The following is a 24,004-nucleotide window of genomic DNA, read 5'->3' as shown; positions in this document are numbered from 1 at the left end:
TCCGCCGCTAGGGAAACGGTCGACTAATGATAGATTTAAGCCGTGTCATATCAACCTTATACTTCAATACTATGCGCAAATTTATCGTTAATTGCTTCGTACTCATGCGGTGGACATCGTTCTCCATAGTATACCCAAATAGACAGGCAGTCGCAAGTTAACGGAACAATCTGCGGAAAGGAAAAACGCCAGGTGCAACGGTATCAAACCGCTATGCTCCGCTAATTTCTTACGATTCAAAAAGCGGAGGATTTCCCCAATTCCCATAACAACAATCCCCAGCATAACGATATTGATCCCGGCAATCATATCAGACACCCAAGCAATAATTATGCCTATAACAACTATGAAAATACCAGCGATCCCGAAAAATTCACTCGACTCCTTCACTATTTGCTGATGTAGTCCGTACAAAAAGGTTACATGACTCTACGATTAATATATCGTAATGTTCCAGTTTTAACCACACGTTTATTAGTCGTTTAGTCGGTCGGCGGTAATTTCGTTATAAATCGCGAATAACCATCCGAACTCTTGACGAGGTTCATCGAATGAAATCGCGGCATATCCGTAAGTCCTCTACCGTGAACGGATATTAAACGTAATTCGTCATAATTCTTCTTATCGCGACCGGCTATCAGCATGTAGGATGCGTTTGTACTCCGATGTTCCTCGTGAATCCGTTTAATCTGGTTCAAATAATGGATGCTTATTGTCGGCTTTAGCTCGAACTTTGCTTGGCGGCTCAGTTTCTCCGTTAGGAACTATTCCGTAATCTCGATTAGGTACAATTCGTAGATAACGAGATTTATCTTCGTAAGATTATCGCGATCATGGACGTGTTCGCCCCATATTTGCAGCACAAGCCTTAGCTTCGTCATCCAATATGTTGTGTAGACGTCACGCTCTCCGTCCATTTCAGGCATTCGTAGACATTTGAGTTGATTTCGCTGCAACTCTACCAGATCGAAATTGTGCTCGTTTGATCGCTTTAGCATCACTTCCATAAACGTATTGTTCAGGCGATCGTGCAGGTGCCCACCCTTGTAATGTTGGGAATCTGACCCTTTCTGCTGCAAGATATGGGAATGTATTGTCGTATCGCTGATTCACGTGCATTTTAATAATTAAATGTTGACCATTACAATATATTGGGATATCCTTCCTATGAAACAATAAATGAATGGATATAGGGGCGTTGTAATATGAGATTAAGAGAAGTTGCACAAATACTAGAAAAAAATTATCCGCGGCTAACCTACACCTCAGTACAAGTAGGTGATTTTATTGAGATAACAGAATTTATTGATGCAATGATCGCTATTGAGGAAATGAGCAATTTTCCATTTCTTAGAGATGATATAAAGAAACTAATAAATATGCCCGAAATATACAATAACAGAAGCTCGGATAATAAAGTACGAGTTAGTACTACGCAGTATAGAGATTTTTCTGACATAATGGGGAAGCTAATTAGTAAGTGTTCAACCGTTTTAGTAGCAATTAATGGCTCTGTTACTGAGGAGTCCGATTGCTCTTTAAATGTAAAACTTCCTGATTATGATGACTTGGCAAAAATAGCGAGGTTTTTTCAGGATCTGAATAGCGCTCTTACATTGAGCCTCGGCGACCCAAAAATCGGGGGAAAGATTGAAGTTAAGGCATTTGAAACGGGATCATTGTGGGTTACAATTTCAGTCGGAACGACAGTAGCTGTAAAACTCTTAACACATATTGCACATTCTGCTCTTGCTGTAAAAAAGAAATATTATGAGATTGAAAAAACAAAGCTTGATTTACAAGCTGTCGGAATGAATCTTGAGTTCCAGAAACACTATTTAGATGCGGCTAGTAGTGCACTTGATTTATTAGTTAAAGGCCATGCAGCAAATCTAGTTAAGAGTCATGAAGAGCTTAATAATTCAGACCATGAATATACAGCGAGGTTGGAGAAATCCATTCAACTTATAGGGAAATTGTTTTACGAAGGTACAGAAATACATAAAGCACTTAATGCCCCAGCTGAAACAACCTCTGATAATTTTCCAGAGTACAATAAGCTTGAAACAGAAGCTGGTATTAAAGAATTGATGGAACAGAAGAAATTAATGCCTTCGATTGAAACCAGCACTACTGTTCCAGATGAGGTTAAAGAAGATACTCCAGAAGATATTAAATCAACTGAGTAATCTTAAAAAAACCGCCACTCCGACGGTGTAATTACCGTTAGAGTGGCGCTATTTTCGTTACATTACGACTACACCGTTTTGCCGCTCGAAGTTAATCATCTGCAGAACATCGTACTGGTCCCGCGTTATCTCTCCGCTGTATGCTTTAGTGACCCAGCCGTAGTCTCAGATCAGTCCGTTGTGGTGCAGTCCTTCGAGCGCTTTTACGAGCGTGCCCCACTCTTCTGTTGTCAGTTTCATTTCGTTGTCCCGCTCGTTGTACTGTTCCGTTATTTAACGTAAGCTCCTCACGCCATCATTACGTACGCCTCGTTAAGATCTAGATTTACGGATTAATTACTACACTACGTTCCGTAATTAATCCGTAAGCAAAGGGATAACAATACAGGTGACGTGCTGAGGTTTAAATATTAAAGGTAAACAACTAACCGGCCCTGCGACACCCGCGCACCTCCGCCTCACTCGATCGCGGCGCAAGGTTCACACAATATCCCGTGAAAATAGCTCGCATGGACGTTATGTAATGGATTTGGATTCCTCGAGTTTTTCGGTTCGAGTTTCTGCGGGAAATTTGCGGATGTTTATTACTGTAGGTTTTGATACAGAAATAAATTTAAGCTCCCCAATTTCAGCAGGATTATATAGGTGTTCTTTGAGTTACATATTTTCTCAAAGGTATGTTAGCTTCAGTCCTCTCCAGTATATAATCTAATTACAATGTCAGGAGGAGGTATTTGTTTTGAGTGTATCTATAGTTGGTGCAGGGTTTGGAGAAAAATTTTATAGTTATCTTGATGATTGTTCTAAGCAACTTCTTATCGTTTCACCGTTCATCGGAAAAAGTGTTGCATCCGCGCTTGCTGACCAATTAGAACGTTCAGAGGGGTTACATTGTACCATCATCACACGATTTTATCGTGAAGATTTTATTCAAGGAGTTAGCAGCCTATTTGGACTAGAGCAATTATTACAATCTGGCGCCGAAATTTATGCATTAAAGGATCTTCACTCAAAACTTTACATCTTTGATACAGATTCCGTGCTTACCGGATCGTTTAATTTTACTTTTAATGGATTCTATAAAAATCACGAATTCGGTATTTTTATGGATAACGAGCCTGCATTTACAACAGAGTGTATAAATTACTTTAACGGATTGTTATCCAACATCAGGGCAACAGGTGACTGGCAAATTACACAGAGTTTGATTGATGCAGAGAAGAAGGATGTAAACACTATAATAGCTAATAGGAAAGGAACCTCGACATACCGGAACGAAAAAACTTGGGGAGCACATATAGAAAATAACACCGCGTCCCCTACATATGGATCAAGTTCTACCACTGGCTTCAGTGCCAACAATGACTTTCTTGAGGAGATGTTAATTAGAAAGGACAACGGATCTTCAACAAGGAGCACAAATACGGGAATTTGGATAAAGTTTGAGGGGAACGGAAATGACAGGATACCAAACGACGTGGTGTACCTAGATAGAAAAAAATCCCTTTACGAGCACAGGGATCGAACATTCTTTCGTCGTCGCCCATCAGGAATAAAGGAAGGCGATTTAGTCTTTATGGCTGTAGTAAGTAGAGACAGTCGGGGTAATGATACCCCCATTATTATTGGCTACGGGGAATCAGGAGGATTTAAGAAGGGGAACGAGATAGGACCGGATGATAAATTTTTTAAAGCTACTGAAGGTAGATACAAGTACTACATAGAGCTTCGAAACGGACGTTACTTACAAACCCCAATTGAGAACGGGATTTCGCTTCTTGATCTATGTCGAGACCTCGGTGTTGATTTATATCCAATACCTAAACAAACACCAGCTCAAATTCTATCTACTCATCATCAGAAATCATACATCCAAATCACGCCATACGCTAGAAATTACTTAATTGAGCTATTGGATAAGAAAATTCTGTGAGGTATCATCGGCAGTTAGGACAACAATGTCGTTTTTTAAATACTAGACCGGCCGCCTTTATTGGACAACCGGTGTTTTTATTTTTATATACGTTTTCTCACGAATATATTTGCTGGCGAATACTCATAGTGACTTTCGCGAATTTTTCGTAGCCATTTGGATGTACCTGCGCATCGTACATATATCTTGCCATCCGCCCATTTTCTGTAATGTAAATGCGTCACATCCGTTTAGGATCATATTCTTCGTCCAGGTATGCAGTCATCTTCTTACCTGAAACGCCGGCTTTTTCTCCGTGGTACTTCAGCTGCTTGTTAAACTGGTTTAATCCTAACGGCTCGCCGAAACACGACATAATATCCAATCCGTCGAGAAGTATTCTTTGTTCACATTGATAAGCTGGAGTAGTAGTCGAACTGAATGTGTCGATATAGGAACCAAACGCGTTCCGATTCTTGTTCCGTTCGCCGGGCAACGTAATGAACCGCGACAGAAAATCGATGTCCGGTACGAGAAGGCTTAACAGGTCCTATACACGCAGACCGCTATCCAACAGCACTACGATCACGACATAATCACGGAAACCTACGTATTCACGCTGGTTCGGCTGCGACAGTATTGCTTTGACCTCGTCGTCATCGAGGCTGTTCGTTAAATCGATATCCTCGCGTACCAGTTTTACGTTATCAACCGGATTCACCTCAATCAAATAGTCGCGTGATAACTGGTTGAATATCGCCTTGAGCGTCCGAAGTCGTGTATTACCGTCACATCCGAAAGTCCAACACGTTGCTTCTCTGAGTCAATATTTATGTATCCTTCGTAATGCCGCTGGTCATACTTCATGTAGTTGATATGGTCGCTTAGAATCCCTTGAGTAACTTCAATTACTTACTCGATATTCGGATGAACCGCCGCTAACCATTTAGTAAAGTAACCGTAATGCTTGACGTAATCGCGGATCGTTCGTTCCCGAATCCCCTCCGCTTTCTTTGCGTTGATCACGAAATCTAACGCCTGCTGAATGTTAATTTCGGCAACTCTTCGTGATGAATACGTTGGCTTGCAACTCCTCGTTCCTTCTTTTTTTTGCGTCAAAATAAAAAAACTCCATGGCGGTAGTATCGAACGATACTACCGCCATGGAGGTCGTTATTAACAACCCAAAAACGCATGTTTACGGGTTGTTAACGTACACATTCCGAGGGTATTAATTACGTTTTTCACGCTACAATCCACAATCGTCCGCTAGAAATTCCGTACTGGCAACCGTTAGGCTGACGGTCAGATCAACGACCGGAACCGTTGATACAACGCGAATTAGCACTGTTCTGGACTAGGTTTCCCGGCATCTGTTGCCGTACGGAATGAAGTCCCGCATCCACAAGTAGCAATCGCGTTCGGGTTGTGCATCGTGAATCCGCCGCCCATAGCTGCTTCCTTATAGTCAATCTCCAGGCCGTCCAAGTACTTGCTGCTGTCTTCATCCACGACGACCTTAAGTCCATGAATATCGAATATACGATCATCACTGTTCTGATCCTCGTCGAAGCCCATTCCATATGTGAATCCGCTGCATCCGCCTGATTTCACACCCAACCGCAAAAACATATTCGGGGTTTCTTCGGCTTCCAGCATTTCTTTTATTTTATCGCTTGCTTGCTCTGTAATGGTTATCATAAAAGGTTTCCCTCCTTAATGTCTCGTATGCTCTAAGTATACTCCTATTCTCCCCCCGTCTCAAGAGTATCCTACGTATTGCCCGTTCCCGACAACAGGTTTATAATAGATAGGTCAAGAGGGGCTTCGATAAAAGTTTTTCTACTTTTTTTGATTGAGCTTGTGCAAGCTTTCACAGCTTCGTACAGCAGCCCACTACTTCAGAACGAACAACACAATACTCCAGGGAGGGGAACCGATGAATACAGTAACAACGACGAATCCAGATGAGCACATGGCCGCCATTGCCGACAAGGTAGAGCGAGGCGAACGGCTAACGGCGGAGGACGGCGTCTTTTTGTATGAGAGCGAGGACTTGCTGACGATCGGTCAGATGGCCAACAAAGTCAATCTGCGCAAGAATGGACGAAACGTTTATTTTATCGAGAACATGAGCCTTTACTTCACCAATGTTTGCGAGGCGCACTGCGCGTTTTGCCATTTCCGACGGGATGAAGGGCAAGAAGGAGCCTATACGTTAACACCTGACGAAATTATTGCGTATGTAGGCCAGCATTATCACGAGGGCATGAATGAATTTCATATTACCGGAGGACACAACGATCACGTCACGTTCGATTATTATGTGAATTCGATTCGCGTCCTGAAGCAGCACTATCCGAATGTCACGATCAAGGCTTACACTGCTGCGGAAATCGACTTTTTCTCCCGTCTGAGCGGGCTTAGCTATGAGCAGGTACTGACACGGTTAATGGAAGCTGGTCTGGACACGATGCCTGGCGGAGGAGCGGAAATTCTAACCGACCACTATCGTCGTAAAATGAATGTGGACAAGGCCACGACCGATCAATGGCTCACGGTTCATCGTACTGCGCATCGTCTCGGCATGAAGACACATGCCACAATGCTGTATGGAGCGGTGGAGACAAAAGCAGACCGAATCCAGCATATGGTTCAGCTGCGCGAGCTGCAAGATGAGACGAACGGGTTCATGGTATTCATCCCGAACGCTATGCAACCAGCGAATACGACAATGGGCATCAAGCGTCGCACATCCGCGTTCGACGACCTGAAGACAATTGCCATTAGTCGCTTAATGCTGGATAATTTCCCTCATATTAAAGCTTACTTCATCAATCTTGGTACCCAAGTTGCCCAGCTCGCCCTCTCGTTCGGCGCATCCGATGCTCACGGCACGATCGTGCAAGAGCGGATCAGCCACGCTGCGGGTGCACTTTCGCCGGAAGGTCTGACTCGTGACGAATTGATTCATCTGATCAAGGGTGCCGGTCGCATCGCTGTGGAACGCGATACGTTCTATAACGAAATCAAAGTTCACGCCTAATTGAATCGACAGCTATCTGGATTGATTGACCCGCAATACAATCACTTTCCGATGGGCATCCTAGACCTATGAACAAAGTCAAGAAAGGAACAGAACCGGCAATGAAGAAATTTGTTATTTTGGGCGGAGGATACGGCGGTCTTACCCTTGCCCTGCACTTGCTCGAACACGACATCCCTAAGGATACAGAGCTTGTCCTATTGGATCGTATGCCTTATCAAGGATTGAAGACAGAATACTACGCATTGGCGGCAGGAACGGTTAGTGAAGCCGAGATTCGCGTTGCATTCCCGACCGATCCCCGCATCATTCTGAAGTACGGAGAAGTTTCCAGCGTAGATCTGGAGCAGAAACTCATTTATATGAACGGGAACGATCCGCTATCCTACGATTGGTTGGTCATCGCTCTAGGCTGCGTGGACAAATTCCACAGTATTGAAGGTGCGGAGTTGTACGCCCACGGCATTCAGACGTTATCGGCTTCACGCAAAACTTACCAAGCGCTTAACGACTTGAAGCCTTACGCGCAAGTGTCAGTCGTTGGCGGTGGATTAAGCGGTGTGGAGATAGCATCCGAGCTTCGCGAGAGCCGTCCGGACCTGAATGTGAGGATGATTGACCGTGGAGCCAGTATATTGTCCTCCTATCCAGAAAAACTGCAAGCTTATGTACGGGAATGGTTTGTTGAGCATGGCGTGGAAATGCGTTCTCATGTCTCGCTGCATCGCGTGGAACCTCATGTGCTGTACAACAATGATGAGGAAATCATCACGGATTTGACCGTATGGACAGCGGGTATCCAGCCGAGTCCGGTCGTCCAGCAGTTGAATGTGGCTAAGGATGGACAAGGGCGTGTGCTGCTGAATGAGTATTATCAAATTCCGGAGTATACCGATGTATTCGTAGTAGGGGATTGTGCCAGTCTGCCGTTCTCCCCGAGTGCACAAGCTGCAGAAGGGCAAGGTAAGCAGGTCGCCGAGATTATGCTCGCCCTCTGGAAAGGAGAAACCCCTCGCCTGAAACCAATCAAGCTGAAGGGTGTTCTCGGATCACTGGGCAAAAAAGCCGGATTCGGCATGATGGGCAGCCGGACGATTATGGGCAAAGTACCACGTGTCATGAAAAGCGGCGTGCTCTGGATGTCCAAGCATCACTTCGGGTAAGAATTATTAGGATTTGTCATTCTTCTCGAATGCGTCCAGGAAATCGAACGCTGTTTCAAGCTTCTTGATCTTGGCTATAATAAGCTCATACAGTTCATCGCCGCTATCTGCAGCGACAATCTCTCCATTCACGAGCGCGTAGGGCTCCATATAGCATTGCCCGCAATTGCCCAGGCAGCCGTACTCGATGACATCGAGCTGAGGATCCTGCTCGAGCCGTTTCATTGTAGTGTCACTGCCGTTATGCATGTTGCTAACGCAAAATTCAATGATCGGTCTCATTTTCAAGTACCACCTTGGTTAACCATTTTAATTTTAGACTCATTGTTATATAATATACTGTAGAAAGGAGATGAATCAAATGACTGAACATACACAAACCGGCATTTATGATGAAGTGCTTGAAGTGTTGGATAAACTCCGTCCGTTCTTGCAACGTGATGGCGGCGACGTCGAATTGGTTGACGTGGAGGACGGAATCGTGAAGTTGAAGCTGATGGGTGCTTGCGGAAGCTGCCCGAGCTCAACGATCACCCTCAAGGCCGGTATCGAACGTGCTCTTGTTGAAGAAGTTGAAGGAATCCACGAGGTCGTTCAAGTATTTTGATCTTATTATACGATGAAGCAACGCCCTTGTCCCGGCTATCCGGGCAAGGGCGTTGTTTTGATTTTGGAAGATGCGACGGTGAGCTGTAAGACACAAGACCGAGATGGTGAGCTGTTAGACGCAAGAACGAGCCGGTCAACCAGTGAGTCGGCTGTCGGCTGTCGGCTGTCGGTGAACCTTGTCCGTAGTCGGGTCAACGGGTCGACTTGGTTGTTCCACTGAGGGTGCGGATCGGATCGAAGCCTCCAGACACATCCATGATGTTGCCTGTTATGAAGTCGCTATGCGGCATGCACAGGAAGGCAATGACACGGGCGACATCTTCACCGCTGCCTGGCCTCACACCAGGGAGCTCTTCGTTATCGAGATGACTCACCTCGTCGATAAACTTTTCCTTGTTATCGCCGCGGATGTCGCCAGGGCAGATCATGTTCACGGTTATCCCGTGTGCTGCTTGTTCGACTGCAAGCGTCTTCGTGAATGAGACCAGCCCTACCTTGGCTGCCGCATACACCGCCCGGTGCGGCCACCCTCTCGCCTCCGCTGCATGGCCGAAGCCGAAATGGACGATACGTCCCCAACGCTTCCTCTGCATTCCCTTCAACACCCGGTGATCCAGCTCCATCACACCTAGTAGATTGCCTCGCATCAGATAATCGATTTCGTCCTGCGAATAGTCGTCAAAGAAACGCCGTTCTCGAATAAACGGACCTGCATTGTTCACCAGAATATCAACCGTGCTGCCCCAGTTGTGTTCTAGCGTGTCAATCAACCGGTTCGCCTGCTCGCGGACGGCTATATCCGCCTGAACGGCCATAGACCGTACTCCCTTGGCTTGCAGCTGTGCCACTAGCAATTCCGCTTCCTCGATGCTGTGGACATAATTAACCGCTATGTCGCAGCCCATATCTGCCAAAGCCAATGCGGTCATCTTGCCGAGCCCTTTCGCACTTCCTGTTATGCAGGCGAGCTTTCCTTGCAGGAGCATGATGCTCCCCCTCTCCGCGGATAATCGGAATGAACACCGCCAGAAGGCGGTCGTTACTTGCGTCTAGCCTTTCTTATTCACTATCCCGCCATGATGCTTGCCGATGTAGTCGAATGCCGTCTGGATCGTGCAGCACACCATCTCATAGCCATTGCGCAAATCGGACAAGCTGGAACTCAAGTCCTCAATATAAGTCCGGTCCGCCCGGCATAGATCGGTTCGAGTCAAGTCATCGAGCATCTCGGCATTGATATGATGAATCTCCATATTTCGCTTTTTTCTCAGCCTATCCATTGGTTCCTTGAATTGCTGCTTCAGCTCGTATAACCGCTTCTCCAGCTCTATCTCAATCTTGTTATTATGCATCTGTCTTAGCACTGTAAAGTAAGAAAACTTCGATTTGACGCGTTCCGTTTCAAGCCGATATAAGTCATTTAGGAAATATCCAAGCTTATCGAGAATCGAGAACATGCGGATGAACGCATTTTTATGAAAATACAGATGCGTGTGATAGCTGCTTGATTCGGTTTCATCCATCGCTTCTTCGTATGTATGCTTAACCGGTCCGCCGAATTTTCCAGCGCCTCGTACACTCCATTCCAGCTCCACAAGAGCCGACACGAAGCCTCTGCACCATAGGTCAAAGCGGGTGTACCGCCCACATTCCGGTGTATTCCGCTCGATCATCCGCTTCAACTCGACACGATACGTTTCTATAGCTCTTATAGAGGATTGTAGCAGTGCCGTTTCGTGTTCATTCGGTTTTCCCAGTATCGGACTTAGCAAGCTACCACCTCCATCATGCCATTTACTTAAAATATTCCTTCCATCGTGAGTCGACCAGTTTTACAATGTCTTCACGCGGGACGAGCTCATCGGGGTAGCCTGGCTTCATACGCGCATCGATGACAAGCGGCAGTTCGTAGCTCAGATGATGATGGCGTACTTCCGCATCAGCGTATATGTCTGTGGCCGGATTGAACCGTGTGAATACAGACCAGAGGAAGCTGCTCTGCTTGTCTGCAACTGAAGCATCGTCGGCCACGATGATAACCGGCCAACCGCTTAGCTGAGCTTTGGCCTGCTTCAGTAATCGTTCCGGCAGCTCCGGGTCTTCCGTGAATGATGCCCCGGAGACGACCAGGCAGCCGCCGCAGTACGGCCTCGCATCGCGAATGCCGGCGATACTGCCGCCTTCATACGTCCGAGGCAGTTGGCGGATCGGCTCGCCTACGCCAGCCAGCACCGCCTTACTGCCATGATTCAAGCGAAGTCCTGTATAGTCTAATGTATCGTTTGATGTTTTATTAAAAATAAACAGATCCTGCCGCGGATCGAACCGCTCGAGAACGGCTTCGAACAGCTGTGAGAAGTTAGCCAGATCGACGGGCTGATCGGTAATCATTAGAAATTTCGTCAGTGACAGCTGGCCTTCCCCCAGAATACGGAACGCACTTGTCAGCGCTTCACGGGAATAGCTCTCCCGTACGACAGCAGACGCGAGGGCGTGGAAGCCAGTTTCGGCGTATGTCCACAGCGACTTGACGCCGGGCATGACGACCGGGAATGCCGGCGACAACAGCCGTTGGAGGAAATCGCCGAAGAAGTAGTCTTCCTGCCGCGGCTTCCCGACGATCGTCGCCGGGTAGATCGCGTCCTTACGGTGCCACACGCGATTCACGTGCAGCACCGGGAAGTCATGCGTCAGCGAGTAGTAGCCGAAGTGATCGCCGAACGGTCCCTCCGGACGGCGCTCATGAGGCGGCACGATGCCGCTGATCGCGAATTCCGCCTCGGCGACGAGGCGGTGACCCCCATGCGGATCATTCGACATGGGGAGCTTCTGCCCGAGAATGAGCGAAGCGAGCAGCAGCTCGGGCAGGTGTTCAGGCGCCGGCGCAATCGCCGAGGCGATGAGCGCGGGCGGACCGCCCAGGAACACGGTGACGGGTAGCGCCATTCCGCGCTTCTCAGCTTCGTGGTAGTGGAAGCCGCCACCCTTGTGGATTTGCCAGTGCATCCCTGTCGTCTGACCGTCATATACCTGCATACGGTACATGCCCAGATTATGCTGTCCTCCATTTGGATCCTCCGTGTAGACGAGCGGTAACGTAACGAATGGTCCTCCGTCCTCCTGCCAGCACGTCAGCACCGGCAGCTTCGCCATCGGTCCGTCCGTGTCGCACACTTGCATAACCGGAGCTTGCGCTGACGGCACTGTCTTCGTGCCGACCTTCATCGCATCGAACAACAAGTTACGCTCGCCCCACAACCCCTTGAGCGTCGGTGGCATCAGCTTTTCCAACGCTCCGACAGCCTGGTTCATGAATTGTTCGGGCCGTGGTCCGAACGCCAGATCAATACGCCGCGGCGTGCCGAACAAATTCGTCGCGACCGGGAACGAGCTTCCCTTTACATTCGTGAACAACAAAGCAGGGCCCTGTTCATCAATGACCCTGCGGTGGATTTCCGCCAATTCCAGGTATGGATCCACTGGAGCGGATATTTCAATTACTTCTTTCTCAGCCCGCAGCACATCCAGATGTGCGCGCAAGTTCGTCAAGTTCATTTTGTTAAACCCTTTCCGCAGGTCTCGCTATTCGGCGGACCCGCACACTCAGATCGCATAAAACCCCGAACAAACAAGCAATTAGTATGACATGTACTAGAGCTGTTACCAAATACCAGTCCGAGCCCAATGTATAGACGATCGAAGCCCCGCTTAACACTTGAAGTCCCGCTAGGAGGAGCGACCAGCGCGCACTGCGGCGTATAACCGCAAGTTGTGCGTATGTACGTTCTACTCGGAACACCAAGTAAGCAATAGCCACGAATAGAATGGCGGCCGCGATCCGGTGGAAGAAGGCAATTCCAGTGGCACCCGACAAATCAGGGATAACTTGTCCATTACACAATGGCCAGCCCATGCAACCGCCGGACGATTCCGTATGCCGTACGAAAGCACCTACATACACCACCACATAGCTGTAACCTGTTATCAACCATACTGTATTACGGAACTTACGACTAACCGTTCCTTCCGTAACTGCACGTGCTGAGTCTGCCTTTATTGCCGATTGTCCGGCTGCTTGACTACTGTTGCGAAGTGTCTCCCTGGTAGAAGCGGACTCGAAATCCCCTCTCCATACGCCGATCGCGAGCAATAGCGTTGCTGAGAAAGCTACGAGTGAGAATCCGAAATGCAAGGCCAATACTGCATCCGACGTAGGCCACACAACTGCCATCGCGCCTAGAATCGCTTGTAGGACGGTGAAGAATAATCCACTAAAGGCGAATAGCATCGCTTCCCCGTTCTTACGAAACAGTATGTAAGTGTAGATAGCGGCTGCCAGAACGAGCAGTCCTACAATACCGCTCACTGCGCGGTGACTATACTCAATCATCGATTCAATCGTATAAGCCGGCACGAATTTACCATTGCATAGCGGCCAATCCGTGCCGCAGCCTTCGCCGGAGTTCGTCTTAGTCACAAGCGCTCCCATGAAGAGCACTAATCCCATCCCGATCACAGTCGCCAAAGAAATCCATTTATAAAGCTTTTGCATAAATAAGGACACCCACTTTTTGTTCAATCCGTCACCCTACATTATAACTTTAATGTATAGGCAAATCCATTTCCTAAATGTGAACAATCGGAAAACCATCTGAAAGGTGCTTCGGCGCGCGAAACCAGGACTGTAAGACGGTTTTTAAGGCTGTCGATTAACTGTGGATAAAGGCTAAAACCGCCGTTCCGAGTGAAAAAGGACCCCTTTAGCTCAAACATCTTGTTTGAACCTCCTTTGGTTGTATAAGAGATTTAGCGGTATGGAGGTTCAAGCCAAAACTCGCCGGTGTCCTCTTTTTCACTCTCCACTCCTCTTGTCCACAGTCAATCGACAGCCTCATATTCCGTCTTGCAGCTCCTTCGGCGGACGGAACCCAAGCTGGAAGACGGTTTTTCCGTCTTGCAGCCCCTCCGGCTCGCGAAACTTGGGCTGTAAGAAGGTTTTTCAGTCTTACAGCCCCTTTGGCGGGCGAAACCTGCGCTGTAAGACGGTTTTTCCGTCTTGCAGCCTCTTCGGATCGAGAAACCTGGGCTGTAAGACGGTTTTTCCGTCTTGCAGCCCCTCCGGCGCGTGAAACCTGGGCGGTAAGACGGTTTTTCCGTCTTACAGCTCCTTCGGTGCGTGAAACCTGGGCTGGAAGATGGCTTTTGAGACTGATGATTCAGAGCGATTGAGAGCACAGGAGTGGAAAGTGAAAAAGAGGACCCTGGCGAGTTTTGGCTTGAACCTCCATCCACTTCTTCCCTACTACAATCAAGGGAGGTTCAAACAAGATGTTTGAGCAGAAGGGGACTTTTTCATTTGGAACGGCCGTCTTAGCTCCTATTCCGCATCGAAAAAACCGCTCACCCTCTCCCCAAGAAGGAAGAGTAATGAGCGGTCTATTGCAACTTCAGCTAACGCCGATTATTGTTTCCGATTCGCCACTGCAGCGCTGACTTCCACGACTTTATCGAAAAATTCCTCAATCTCTTCCCGCGTCTTACGCAGCTTGCTCACAAAACGGATTGTCTCCTCGCCCTGAACGAAGCCGATAAAGCTCGGAATACCCAATATATTATACTTCTCACACAAATCCGGCAACTCATCACGATCGACGTGCAGGAAGTGAATCCGGTCACCGTACTTTGCCTCCACATCAGGCATAAAGGGATCGATGTAATGGCAATCTTTGCACCAAGTGGTCTTGAATACGGCTACGCTCGGCTTGATTTGTCCAATCGTATCGTAAAACGCTTGCTCGGTTTTGACTTGTTCCATAGTAGATGCCCCTTTCAGTTTCTTAACCTTTTCCCTGTTATAGCATGCCCCGAATCGACTGTCAATGTTATAGAACCGGTTCGATCTAGCGCAATGAGAGGCTGTCGATTAACTGTTCATAGAAGCTAAGACGGCCGTTCCAAGTGAAAAAGGACCCCTACGCTTTACCCCGCAAAGTGAAGACTAGCTCTGAAGATAACGCCGATTACTTTGTGGGGGCCCCAAGAGCTCAAACATCTTGTTTGAACCTCCCTGATTGTATAAGGGATTAAGTGGTATGGAGGTTCAAGCCAAAACTCGCTGGGGTCCTCTTTTTCACTTTCCACTCCTCTTGTCCACAGTTAATCGACAGCCTCAAGGGGCATAGTAATCCATCAATGAAATCTGAAGGGTTTACATTATTAGTAAAAAGTGATATCATATAAATATCAAAATGATTCTAACTAAACAAAGGGAGCGATGCTTATATGAACGAAAAAAAGGCAATCTACATGAACGGATATATAGGAATCATCTTCATAGTAGGTCTCACGGCCTTGGGTGGTTACTCCCTATGGTTGGGGCAGATATTCCTAGCCATCCTGCTTGGTGTGGTTGCGTTCCTCCTGCTCACTTCGATCACCATCATTCAGCCTAATCAGGCCAATGTGATCACGTTCTTCGGTAAATACTGGGGCACTATTAATGAAAGTGGCTTATGGCTAACTGTTCCGTTCAGCTCTAGACGCAAGATGTCACTGCGTGTACGTAACTTCAACTCCGTCAAGCTGAAGGTGAACGATATTGACGGTAATCCGATCGAGATTGCGGCCGTTGTTGTATTCCGAGTCATCGATACGGCCAAAGCTTCCTATGATGTAGAAAGCTACGAGCAATTCGTAGAAATTCAAAGCGAGACAGCACTTCGTCATGTAGCTACCCGTTATCCGTACGACCTCGCGGATCTCGAAGGCTACTCGCTCCGCGGCAACGCCGATGAGATTGCCCTCGAGCTCGGCCAGGAACTTCAGAACAGACTTGCTGTAGCTGGTGTGGAAGTCATGGAAGCACGGTTAACTCACCTGGCCTATTCGACCGAGATCGCTAGTGCGATGCTGCAACGCCAGCAAGCGTCCGCGATTATATCTGCTCGAGAGAAGATCGTGGAAGGCGCTGTCGGTATGGTACAGATGGCGATTGCCAGACTTGAGAAGGAAAGCGGGCTTCAGCTCGACGAGGAGCGCAAAGCCGCAATGATCAACAACTTGATGGTAGCCATCGTGTCCGACCGGTCGGCCCAACCGGTAATCAACACAGGCACGCTGTACACTTAATCAACCGATATGGCAGCCAATGGCAAGAAAAGCTTTCCACTGCGCCTAGACCCGAAACTATATGAGATTATCGAGCGCTGGGCCGCCGATGACTTGCGCAGCGTGAACGGGCACATCGAGTTTTTGCTGCGAGATGCCGCATCCCGGGCAGGAAGACTGCCTGGGTCTGCAGCAAGACAGCAAGCTTCAACGTCGGATCAGGTCAACATGAACGAGGCACATAAGGTTTCATTAGAATAGAAATAATATCTTCCATATGACAATTATCCGGAAAGTCGTGCTCCCATTCGTCATATGCCTATACAGGGGTCACCCTCCAATCGATACCTGTTAAAGTGATCGGTTAGACGGGAAGGAGGATTTACATGAATACGAATGGAACTGTCAAGCCGCCCCGCTCGGGCGGCTTGATCAAGCGTTTGCTCGCGTTACCCGCTCATGCAATGGACTACATCAAGGGGAAATCGTCCAACCTGCTATTGTCCTCCGAGATGGCCGAACAAGGCTCAGATATGGTTATCGATCGAATCCTTTTGAACCAACTCCACCATCATCTTGAAATTCTCCTCGAATCCTCATCGCTGCACCAGCCTGATCAAGCTACTGCCCAAGAGCTTTTATTAATCCAAGACATTATTACGACAACCAACCGATTGAACCGCAACAACGTAACTCGGACGATTGCCTATTACGACATATACCAACGCCACCCCGAACTTCATTGGGCCTTATTGGCTCATATGGTATCCAGAAACGGCGGTTGGAACATGACTGACCTTCGCGGTGAGTGGCTTCCTATCCTCATTGCCAAGGACAGGTGCGAAGACATGTTCGAATTTCTGGAGCGGATCAATGCGCTTATATTCCAAGACGCTTACCCCCAGCTGCTGTTGTATGAAGCAGGTCGGGCTCAGAAGCGGAATTTGTCTCATCTGCTGCCAAGCTTGCATGTGTCCGCCTTTATGAAGCCCATCTGGGACCTTTTCTGGCATAAACGCTGCTCCGAGCTGTTAACGGTAGGCTTGATCGTCAACGAACAGCACTATATTGAAGGAAGGGTCGTGCAGAAAGAGCCTTACCGCTCCTTGCTCGATTCTTTGGCATTGAAGGCACAAGCGCTGTTCCAGTTAAATATTATCGTTTTCCCTTACTCGCAGGATCACTTGCAATCGCACCGATTAGCCGGCGTCATCCTGGAATCGTTCTCCGACTTATCAGAACGTATCGGGATCGGTAAGAAGCTGTATGCGATCCTTTTCGGTGTGCCTGCTATTCATGAAGGCGTCCTCACTTTCGCCTCCGTTTCCCCACACACGGGTTCCCGTTCGGACTATTGGCCTCAACTGTTCGCAACGATCAAAAAAGCTCCTCCGGGAACGAATCTCACGGAGAAGCTGGATGGCTGCAAGCTCGTTGCAGGTGCGGATCGATTATATAGTCCGAAGCTGGCCAACGCCTGGAAAGATCGACAACTGGAACCGTCAGACCGTTATGATTGGTTCTCCGATATGAAGGCAATGGATTACTTCAGCGATATCGCGTTGCCTCGCTCCTTCGAGATCACCAATGAATACTGCTTCGCGCTGAATAAGCTGGAGCTTGCAGCGCTTGCCAGTCAGAAGTTCACTTAACCCGACTGACGGCTGTTGGCGCTGCGCTTCACGAATTTCCGAAAAACTTGCTGCAGCGGCCTCGGGAAGCTTCCGATCTCCTCTTCCGTTACGGTCCGAGTGACGAACAGAAGAACGACATACAGCATGCAAGCAAACGCACCTACAATAATGGCATTGCCCATATCGTTCAGTCGGGAAGCGAACGGCTGCAGCCAATTGAACGTGGCCAATTCCAGTGCAGCACCGGCAGCAGCCGTTACAAGTACCGTGACAATTACTCCGCCCCATTTGCGACCCAGTACCGTAAAGTTCACTTGGCGTTTCAGGATGCGTAAGTTCAAATGCGCCATCACGATAAAACAAAGCGCTGTCGCCGCAATGATACCGTAAATGCCCAACCACGGAGCGAGCAAGAAGCTCGCCACAAGCTTAATCACCAGTCCGACGACAACATGGACGATCAAGGGCTTCATCTTTCCCATTCCCATCAGAATCGCGCCAGACGTCTGCATCACGATCTGGTACATGACACTGATCGTCAACAGCACGATAATGGACGTGCCTTCGTGATTGCCGAACAGGAATCCGTTCAGCGGTCGAGCCGCCACACATATCGCTAACACCATGGGCAGTCCCGTTACTACTGACAAGTAGAGTGCCTTGGAAGCCTGCTTCCGCACCAGCTCCATATCCTTGCGCGCGAATGCCGCCGATACGACAGGAACCGCCGATTGGCTAAGGGCAATGGCCAGAATGATCGGAATACCTGCGAGCGATTGGGCTCGTCCACCCAACAGGCCAAGCGCTTCCTTCGCCGCATCGTATGTAAGATCCGGCTGAAGCAGACTGATCGTAATCGAAGAGTCAATCAGGTAGATCAGCGGCACCGCTGTTGAGAACAGCACAATCGGAACCGAGACGCGGAACAGTCTGCGGTAGATGTCCGCATAGCGAAGCGGTTGCACCGCTGTCGCATTGCCAGTCAGACCGGTCCGTGCATCCTCGCGGCGCAACGCGAGCGCGTAATAGCCCATCACGAGCACCGCACCGATACTGCCCATGACGCCGCCGAACGAAGCGCCCGCTACTGCCTTGACGTGACCGAAGTCGAACGACAGCAGGAAGTAAGCCAACCCGACTGCGGTAACAAGCCGGAGAATTTGCTCAATAATTTGCGAAAGCCCGTTGGGCAACATCCGTTGCCGCCCTTGGAAATATCCCCGCATAATCGCGATTAACGGGAACAGCAGTAGGGCTGGGGCAAGCGCCCGGATGGACAGCACAGCATCAGGGTCGTGACTGATATGATTCGCATAGAAGGGCGCGAATGCAAGTAGAAGCAGCGTCATCACGACGCCGGCCCCCAACGCGAATAAGCCTGCCGCGCGATAGATACGATTGGCCTCTGCATGCTGGCCTAGAGCCGTCTGTTCAGACACCAGCTTACTTAGCGCGCTTGGAATACCGGCTGTAGCTACTACGAGCAGGAAGCTGTATATATTGAAGGCGATCGAATACGTCGCCATGCCGGGGTCGTCCAGCAAATATACGAGCGGAATGCGCTGTACCGCACCTAACACACGGGCAATCAGCGCAGCCAACGCCAATATGATCGTGCCTTTGACAAGTGAATCTTTAGACAATGTGTTACCTTCTCCCTATTATTTCATGACTTCCATTATACAAGTTTTCGGTAATAGGGGCTACCGCGCAAGAATGGTTATGCGAATACTTTACAATTGACGTCTCCTGCATATCATAGTAGGATTGATTCCATGCCATTTATATGTAAATCCGTACACATGGATGACAAAATAGACAAGCGGAGGAAAATCAAGATGAAAGATGCATCCCTAGATGCAACCAAAGAAACACCAAAGGAACCCACTCACAACTTGCCGTTCTGGCCTATTATGATTGCGATATTTTTCGGTTCCTTCGTTACCATTCTAAGCATGAGTACCATTAATGTAGCCATTCCGGTTCTCATGACGCACTTCGACTCGGAGCTCAGTACCATTCAATGGACGATTACCGGCTTCATGCTCGCCACGGGTACGATCGCTCCGTTGACAGGCTACCTGGGGGAACGGTTCAGTTACAAGAAGCTGTATATGTTCTCACTCATCGGGTTTACCTTGTTCTCCTTGCTTTGCGCTCTTGCTTGGGATCCGACATCGTTAATCGCCTTCCGTATTATTCAAGGCGCGTTCAGCGGACTCATTATGCCTGCGACGATGACTATTATTTTCCAAGTCGTTCCTAGGGAAAAACAAGCGTTCGCCATCAGTTTATGGTCGCTGTCTGCGATGCTCGGGCCTGCATTCGGCCCCACACTGAGCGGCTGGCTCATTCAGAGCTTCAGTTGGCAATGGTTGTTCTTCATGAACGTCCCGATCGGCATCATCTCGATTATCCTTGTTGCCAAGCTTATTCCTTACTACAGGCTGAATGTCCCCAAATCGCTGGACGTTCCAGGCCTGCTGACCGTTATGCTCGGTAGCTTGTCGCTTCTGATCGCCTTCAGCAAAGGGAACACTTGGGGCTGGTCCAGCTGGGAAACGTTAACGACACTCGGAGCCGGAATCTTGCTCTTGCTCGCCTTCGTGATTCGCGAACTGAAGACACCGGTGCCTCTGCTCAATCTGCGTGTGTTCAAGAACACCAGATATACCCTTACGCTGATCATCAGCTGTATTATCACGGTTAGCCTGTACTCCGGAACATACTTGACCCCGTTGTTTCTGCAAAATATTCAACACGTTACACCGCTCGACACGGGACTTATCCTGCTGCCGGCCTCTCTCGTGATGGCGATAGCCATGCCTGTTGTTGGTAAGCTATATTCCCGAATCGGCCCTATGCAGCTTATGATTGCCGGGATTGTGCTCATTGCTGTAGGCACGCTAGCCTTGAGCTGGTTAAGCGTAAATATATCCCACGGCTACATCGTGTTCTGGATGATCGTGCGTAATCTCGGAATCGGGATGGCTACAATGCCGGCAAGTACTGCCGGAATGGAGCAAATCTCACCCATATTGTCCGGACACGCTTCGTCGATCAGTAACTGGATTCGTAATGTGCTGGGCTCCTTCTCAATCGCGCTATTCACTGCTATGCTGGGCTCCCGCATGACCGCCCATGTTACAGACATGAGCAAGTCTGCTGCCACTACCGGAGTGGATAAAGCAACGATTCAGCTAGCCTCTTTCACAATGAGCGTGAATGACGTCTATTTGCTTGCTACCCTCGTCGTGTTGATCGGCCTGCCGCTTTGTTTCTGGATTCGCAAAAAACAATCGGCCCCAACGACCAGTCCCACTGCACAGAAGCAGAAAGAAGTCGTTGCCTGATCATAATGTCATCCGTATGAACCAAATCTGGGCGCTTGCATATTATAATCATGACTATACACGGAGGTGCATGACGTCATGGTGATCTATGAAGCAAAGCCAGAATGTAAGAAAGCGGTCCACCAAGCCAAAGAAGAGGCGTTCCACGCTTGCTCCCAATATGTGAACCGGTATGTACGGCTGCAACGCATGAACGGCAATACGCATGAAGGGTACATCGTTCACGTCGATCCAGAGTTCGTATACTTACATGTTCCACAACAGGACACTAACCGCCTTTACAGTCCTTTCCAGAACTACTATTACAACACCACGGTGCTGCCGCTCGTCTTGTTCGATCTGCTGGCCATTACCTTATTGCTGTAGTCGGATCGTAAGTGAGAACGTAAGTCGTTCGTGGCGGGAAGAGAAGAAAGACCTTTACAGGGCTTTCTTTTTTTCTGCGTGTTTATAGGATACAGTGGTGTAGAAGGTTGTGCGCGACTGGCGGTGCTTCCAGCCCCACAGGAGCGGCTGCCGCTGCTTGGAAAGACTTAATCAATTTGTATCGACAGTACTAACCTGGGAGAATCTAATGAAAAAAGGGTGTTGGTCATGTCCTTTACAATAATTGTGCTGTTATTGATCATCCTCACGTTCGCTAGCAACTACTTTTATCACGTCGCTATTGCTCGCGCGGATAAGAGCTTCCTTAATGGCAATCCGGATCTGGCAGTCAGCTCTACCGCCGAGAATCCATACAAGATCGATCAGGATTGGTGGGGTCAGCAAGGTTTTGAGGAGTGGAACATGACGTCAGACGATGGGATCATGCTTCATGCTTATTATTTGGCAACTGATCGACCATCAGACAAAACTGTCATTCTCGCGCATGGATATTCTGGACAAGCCGTTCAGATGAGTAATCTGGCTGAGATGTACAGAGACAAGCTAGGCTTTAACGTCCTACTCCCCGATGCCCGCGGGCATGGGAAGAGCAAGGGGAAATATATCGGTTTCGGTTGGCCGGAACGCAAGGATTACGTCCTATGGATTAACAAAGTTATCGAGCATACCGGCACCCACGTTCAAATCGTTCTGCATGGCGTGTCCATGGGAGGAGCGACTGTCATGATGACAAGTGGTGAAGCTCTGCCTCCGAATGTCAAAGCGATTGTTGAGGATTGTGGGTATACATCGGTTAAAGCTCAGCTGGCCTATCAGTTGAAGCGAATGTACCGCCTCCCATCATTCCCGCTCGTGCAATCGACCAGTCTGGTGACCAAACTTCGCGCGGGGTACTATTTCGGAGAAGCCTCGGCTTTGAAGCAAGTGAAGAAATCCACTACGCCGATGCTGTTCATTCACGGTGATGCCGACTCGTTCGTGCCTTCCGAGATGGTGTACGAGTTGTACGAGAACGGTCCAGCGAACAAAAAGTTGTTTATCGTACACGGTGCAGGGCATGGACTGGCAAGACAAGTCGATCCCGTAGGATATGACCGAGAGGTAGCTCAATTCATCGGAACATTCGTGAATGAATAGAATCGTTATTTCGATAAATATTATTTATCACTCATAAACAATATAACAATTATCGTTTATGATGATTCACGGATATACTGAAATCAATCCATTTCCATGTGAGAAATGATCGAGGAGGTATTCCGAATGATTGTAAAAGGATTGGAAGGTATTGTTGCCGCTGAATCGGCCATTAGCTTAGTTGATGGTATTAGGGGGCGTTTGGTATTTCGCGGGCATTGGGCTCGAGAGCTGGCCGTCAACCGTACATTTGAAGAAACGGCGTACTTACTCTGGTATGGAACATTGCCGAATGAAGTCGCGCTGCGGGATTTCAAGATCACCATGTCCGAGTACCGGACGTTACCGGTCTACATCCGGCAAGTGCTCGATGTGTTGCCCGAGGGTACACCGATGATGAGCATCCTGCGTACCGCCGTGTCTGCCTTGGGCGACAACCGTTTCGCTTGGCCGCCTACTGTCGAGCAGGCTATGCAATTGACTGCCGTTCTTCCCTCCATCATCGCGTACCGCTTCAGAAGGCTGCAAGGCAAGTCGTATGTTGAGCCGCACCCGCAGCTTCGTCACGCTGCCAATTACTTATACATGCTAACAGGAGAGGTACCCTCCGAAGCTCACGTTCAGGCGCTTGACGCATACCTGATCCTGACGATGGAGCATGGTTTGAACGCTTCTACATTCGCCAGCCGAGTCGTCTGCTCGACGGAATCGGACATGGCGTCCTCTATCTGCGCCGGCATCGGTGCGATGAAGGGGCCTCTTCATGGCGGTGCACCTTCGGAAGTCATCGCCATGCTGGAGGAGATCGGCACGATGGAGAACGCCGAGTCCTGGATTCGGGACAGGCTCGAGAATCGCGAGAAGCTGATGGGATTCGGACATCGCGTCTACAAGACGATGGACCCGCGAGCCGAGGCGCTGAAGGAAGTAACTTCACGGCTGAATAATGAAGATCCATGGTTCGCGTTTGCGCTCCATGTGGAGGCAACCGCGATCCGGCTACTTAATGAATACAAGCCCGGACGGAAGCTGTATACGAACGTGGAGTTTTTCGCAGCAGCTGTTCTGAAGGCCGTACGGCTTGATCCTAGCTTGTTCACCGCAACATTCACTGCAAGTCGGATCGTTGGTTGGACGGCACATGTGCTCGAACAGGCGGAGGACAATCGAATCTACAGACCACAATCTGCCTATACGGGCAGTGTGCCTCAATAAAGACTGTCGATTCAATGTTGAGTTCCAAGTGAAAAAGGACCCCTACGCTTTACCCCACAAAGTGAAGACTAGCTCTGTAGATAACGCCGAGTACTTTGCGGGGACCCCGTGAGCTCAAACATCTTGTTTGAACCTCCCTGATTGTATAAGGCATCAAGTGGTATGGAGGTTCAAGCCAAAACTCGCTGGGGTCCTCTTTTTCACTCTCCACTCCTATTGTCCTCAGTTAATCGACAGCCTCATTTCCGACCT

The 24,004-nt window shown here is 48.8% G+C and carries 22 protein-coding genes; 12 read left to right on the top strand and 10 right to left on the bottom strand.

From position 1 onward, the window contains the following. Positions 1-764: 764 nt before the first annotated feature. Positions 765-998 (bottom strand): hypothetical protein, encoded by a 234-nt coding sequence (locus AC1DWB_RS12525; protein WP_477541400.1) that lies wholly within the window; start codon positions 996-998, stop codon positions 765-767. 207 nt (positions 999-1,205) lie between these two features. Between AC1DWB_RS12525 and AC1DWB_RS12520 the strand changes: the two genes are divergently transcribed. Together AC1DWB_RS12520 and AC1DWB_RS12515 are read left to right on the top strand one after the other, a co-directional pair. Continuing rightward, positions 1,206-2,189 (top strand): VOC family protein, encoded by a 984-nt coding sequence (locus AC1DWB_RS12520; protein WP_477541399.1) that lies wholly within the window; start codon positions 1,206-1,208, stop codon positions 2,187-2,189. A gap of 739 nt (positions 2,190-2,928) precedes the next feature. After that, the gene (locus AC1DWB_RS12515; protein WP_477541398.1) at positions 2,929-4,122 is read left to right on the top strand and encodes a phospholipase D family protein; all 1,194 of its coding nucleotides are present in this window, start codon (positions 2,929-2,931) and stop codon (positions 4,120-4,122) included. A gap of 891 nt (positions 4,123-5,013) precedes the next feature. Here the strand turns inward: AC1DWB_RS12515 and AC1DWB_RS12510 are convergent. Both AC1DWB_RS12510 and AC1DWB_RS12505 read right to left on the bottom strand, forming a co-directional pair. Continuing rightward, the gene (locus tag AC1DWB_RS12510; protein ID WP_477541397.1) at positions 5,014-5,220 is read right to left on the bottom strand and encodes a hypothetical protein; all 207 of its coding nucleotides are present in this window, start codon (positions 5,218-5,220) and stop codon (positions 5,014-5,016) included. A 222-nt stretch (positions 5,221-5,442) separates the two neighbouring features. Then, positions 5,443-5,802 (bottom strand): HesB/IscA family protein, encoded by a 360-nt coding sequence (locus tag AC1DWB_RS12505; RefSeq protein ID WP_477541396.1) that lies wholly within the window; start codon positions 5,800-5,802, stop codon positions 5,443-5,445. A 238-nt stretch (positions 5,803-6,040) separates the two neighbouring features. Between AC1DWB_RS12505 and mqnE the strand changes: the two genes are divergently transcribed. After that, positions 6,041-7,147 carry an aminofutalosine synthase MqnE gene (gene mqnE, locus AC1DWB_RS12500; protein ID WP_477541395.1) on the top strand — a complete coding sequence of 369 codons (1,107 nt, stop codon included), beginning with the start codon at positions 6,041-6,043 and terminating at the stop codon, positions 7,145-7,147. Between the two features lie 101 nt (positions 7,148-7,248). Beyond that, positions 7,249-8,310 carry an NAD(P)/FAD-dependent oxidoreductase gene (locus tag AC1DWB_RS12495; protein ID WP_477541394.1) on the top strand — a complete coding sequence of 354 codons (1,062 nt, stop codon included), beginning with the start codon at positions 7,249-7,251 and terminating at the stop codon, positions 8,308-8,310. A gap of 6 nt (positions 8,311-8,316) precedes the next feature. On the opposite strand, the gene AC1DWB_RS12490 is transcribed toward AC1DWB_RS12495, so the two are convergent. Then, a complete protein-coding gene (locus AC1DWB_RS12490) occupies positions 8,317-8,592 on the bottom strand; it encodes a YuzB family protein (RefSeq protein ID WP_477541393.1) in 276 nt (91 codons plus the stop codon). A gap of 79 nt (positions 8,593-8,671) precedes the next feature. Here AC1DWB_RS12490 and AC1DWB_RS12485 point away from each other — a divergent pair, with 79 nt between their 5' ends. Beyond that, positions 8,672-8,917 carry a NifU family protein gene (locus tag AC1DWB_RS12485; protein WP_477541392.1) on the top strand — a complete coding sequence of 82 codons (246 nt, stop codon included), beginning with the start codon at positions 8,672-8,674 and terminating at the stop codon, positions 8,915-8,917. A gap of 193 nt (positions 8,918-9,110) precedes the next feature. Here the strand turns inward: AC1DWB_RS12485 and AC1DWB_RS12480 are convergent, their stop codons facing one another. The 5 genes from AC1DWB_RS12480 to AC1DWB_RS12460 form a co-directional block, all read right to left on the bottom strand. Then, entirely contained in the window at positions 9,111-9,899 is a 789-nt protein-coding gene (locus tag AC1DWB_RS12480) for an SDR family oxidoreductase (RefSeq protein WP_477541402.1), read from the bottom strand. 69 nt (positions 9,900-9,968) lie between these two features. Continuing rightward, complete coding sequence (locus AC1DWB_RS12475; protein WP_477541391.1) at positions 9,969-10,691, bottom strand: Cthe_2314 family HEPN domain-containing protein; 723 nt, start codon at positions 10,689-10,691, stop codon at positions 9,969-9,971. Between the two features lie 22 nt (positions 10,692-10,713). Next, a complete protein-coding gene (locus AC1DWB_RS12470) occupies positions 10,714-12,474 on the bottom strand; it encodes a UbiD family decarboxylase (RefSeq protein WP_477541390.1) in 1,761 nt (586 codons plus the stop codon). Positions 12,475-12,478: 4 nt separating this feature from the next. Continuing rightward, positions 12,479-13,471 (bottom strand): COX15/CtaA family protein, encoded by a 993-nt coding sequence (locus AC1DWB_RS12465; protein ID WP_477541389.1) that lies wholly within the window; start codon positions 13,469-13,471, stop codon positions 12,479-12,481. Positions 13,472-14,380: 909 nt separating this feature from the next. After that, on the bottom strand, positions 14,381-14,734 hold the full coding sequence (locus tag AC1DWB_RS12460; RefSeq protein ID WP_477541388.1) for a thioredoxin family protein: 354 nt from the start codon (positions 14,732-14,734) through the stop codon (positions 14,381-14,383). 467 nt (positions 14,735-15,201) lie between these two features. Here AC1DWB_RS12460 and AC1DWB_RS12455 point away from each other — a divergent pair, with 467 nt between their 5' ends. From AC1DWB_RS12455 to AC1DWB_RS12445, 3 genes are all read left to right on the top strand, one after another. Further along, positions 15,202-16,047 (top strand): SPFH domain-containing protein, encoded by an 846-nt coding sequence (locus AC1DWB_RS12455; protein WP_477541387.1) that lies wholly within the window; start codon positions 15,202-15,204, stop codon positions 16,045-16,047. A 9-nt stretch (positions 16,048-16,056) separates the two neighbouring features. Next, complete coding sequence (locus AC1DWB_RS12450) at positions 16,057-16,287, top strand: type II toxin-antitoxin system antitoxin (RefSeq protein ID WP_477541386.1); 231 nt, start codon at positions 16,057-16,059, stop codon at positions 16,285-16,287. A 125-nt stretch (positions 16,288-16,412) separates the two neighbouring features. Then, positions 16,413-17,678, top strand: coding sequence for a DUF2515 family protein (locus AC1DWB_RS12445; RefSeq protein ID WP_477541385.1), 1,266 nt, complete (start codon positions 16,413-16,415; stop codon positions 17,676-17,678). On the opposite strand, the gene AC1DWB_RS12440 is transcribed toward AC1DWB_RS12445, so the two are convergent. Beyond that, a complete protein-coding gene (locus tag AC1DWB_RS12440) occupies positions 17,675-19,303 on the bottom strand; it encodes a putative polysaccharide biosynthesis protein (RefSeq protein WP_477541384.1) in 1,629 nt (542 codons plus the stop codon). The two genes, AC1DWB_RS12445 and AC1DWB_RS12440, sit on opposite strands and share 4 nt — an antisense overlap. A 195-nt stretch (positions 19,304-19,498) precedes the next feature. Between AC1DWB_RS12440 and AC1DWB_RS12435 the strand changes: the two genes are divergently transcribed. The 4 genes from AC1DWB_RS12435 (at position 19,499) to AC1DWB_RS12420 (ending at position 23,752) form a co-directional block, all read left to right on the top strand. Beyond that, positions 19,499-21,013 (top strand): DHA2 family efflux MFS transporter permease subunit, encoded by a 1,515-nt coding sequence (locus AC1DWB_RS12435; protein ID WP_477541383.1) that lies wholly within the window; start codon positions 19,499-19,501, stop codon positions 21,011-21,013. A gap of 78 nt (positions 21,014-21,091) precedes the next feature. After that, the gene (locus AC1DWB_RS12430; RefSeq protein ID WP_477541382.1) at positions 21,092-21,379 is read left to right on the top strand and encodes a hypothetical protein; all 288 of its coding nucleotides are present in this window, start codon (positions 21,092-21,094) and stop codon (positions 21,377-21,379) included. Between the two features lie 228 nt (positions 21,380-21,607). Beyond that, positions 21,608-22,537 carry an alpha/beta hydrolase gene (locus AC1DWB_RS12425; protein ID WP_477541381.1) on the top strand — a complete coding sequence of 310 codons (930 nt, stop codon included), beginning with the start codon at positions 21,608-21,610 and terminating at the stop codon, positions 22,535-22,537. Between the two features lie 126 nt (positions 22,538-22,663). Continuing rightward, complete coding sequence (locus tag AC1DWB_RS12420; protein WP_477541380.1) at positions 22,664-23,752, top strand: citrate synthase; 1,089 nt, start codon at positions 22,664-22,666, stop codon at positions 23,750-23,752. Positions 23,753-24,004: the final 252 nt, after the last annotated feature.

It is taken from the genome of Paenibacillus sp. P4_E11, from assembly GCF_056401635.1.
This window is presented reverse-complemented; position numbering and strand designations above follow the sequence as displayed.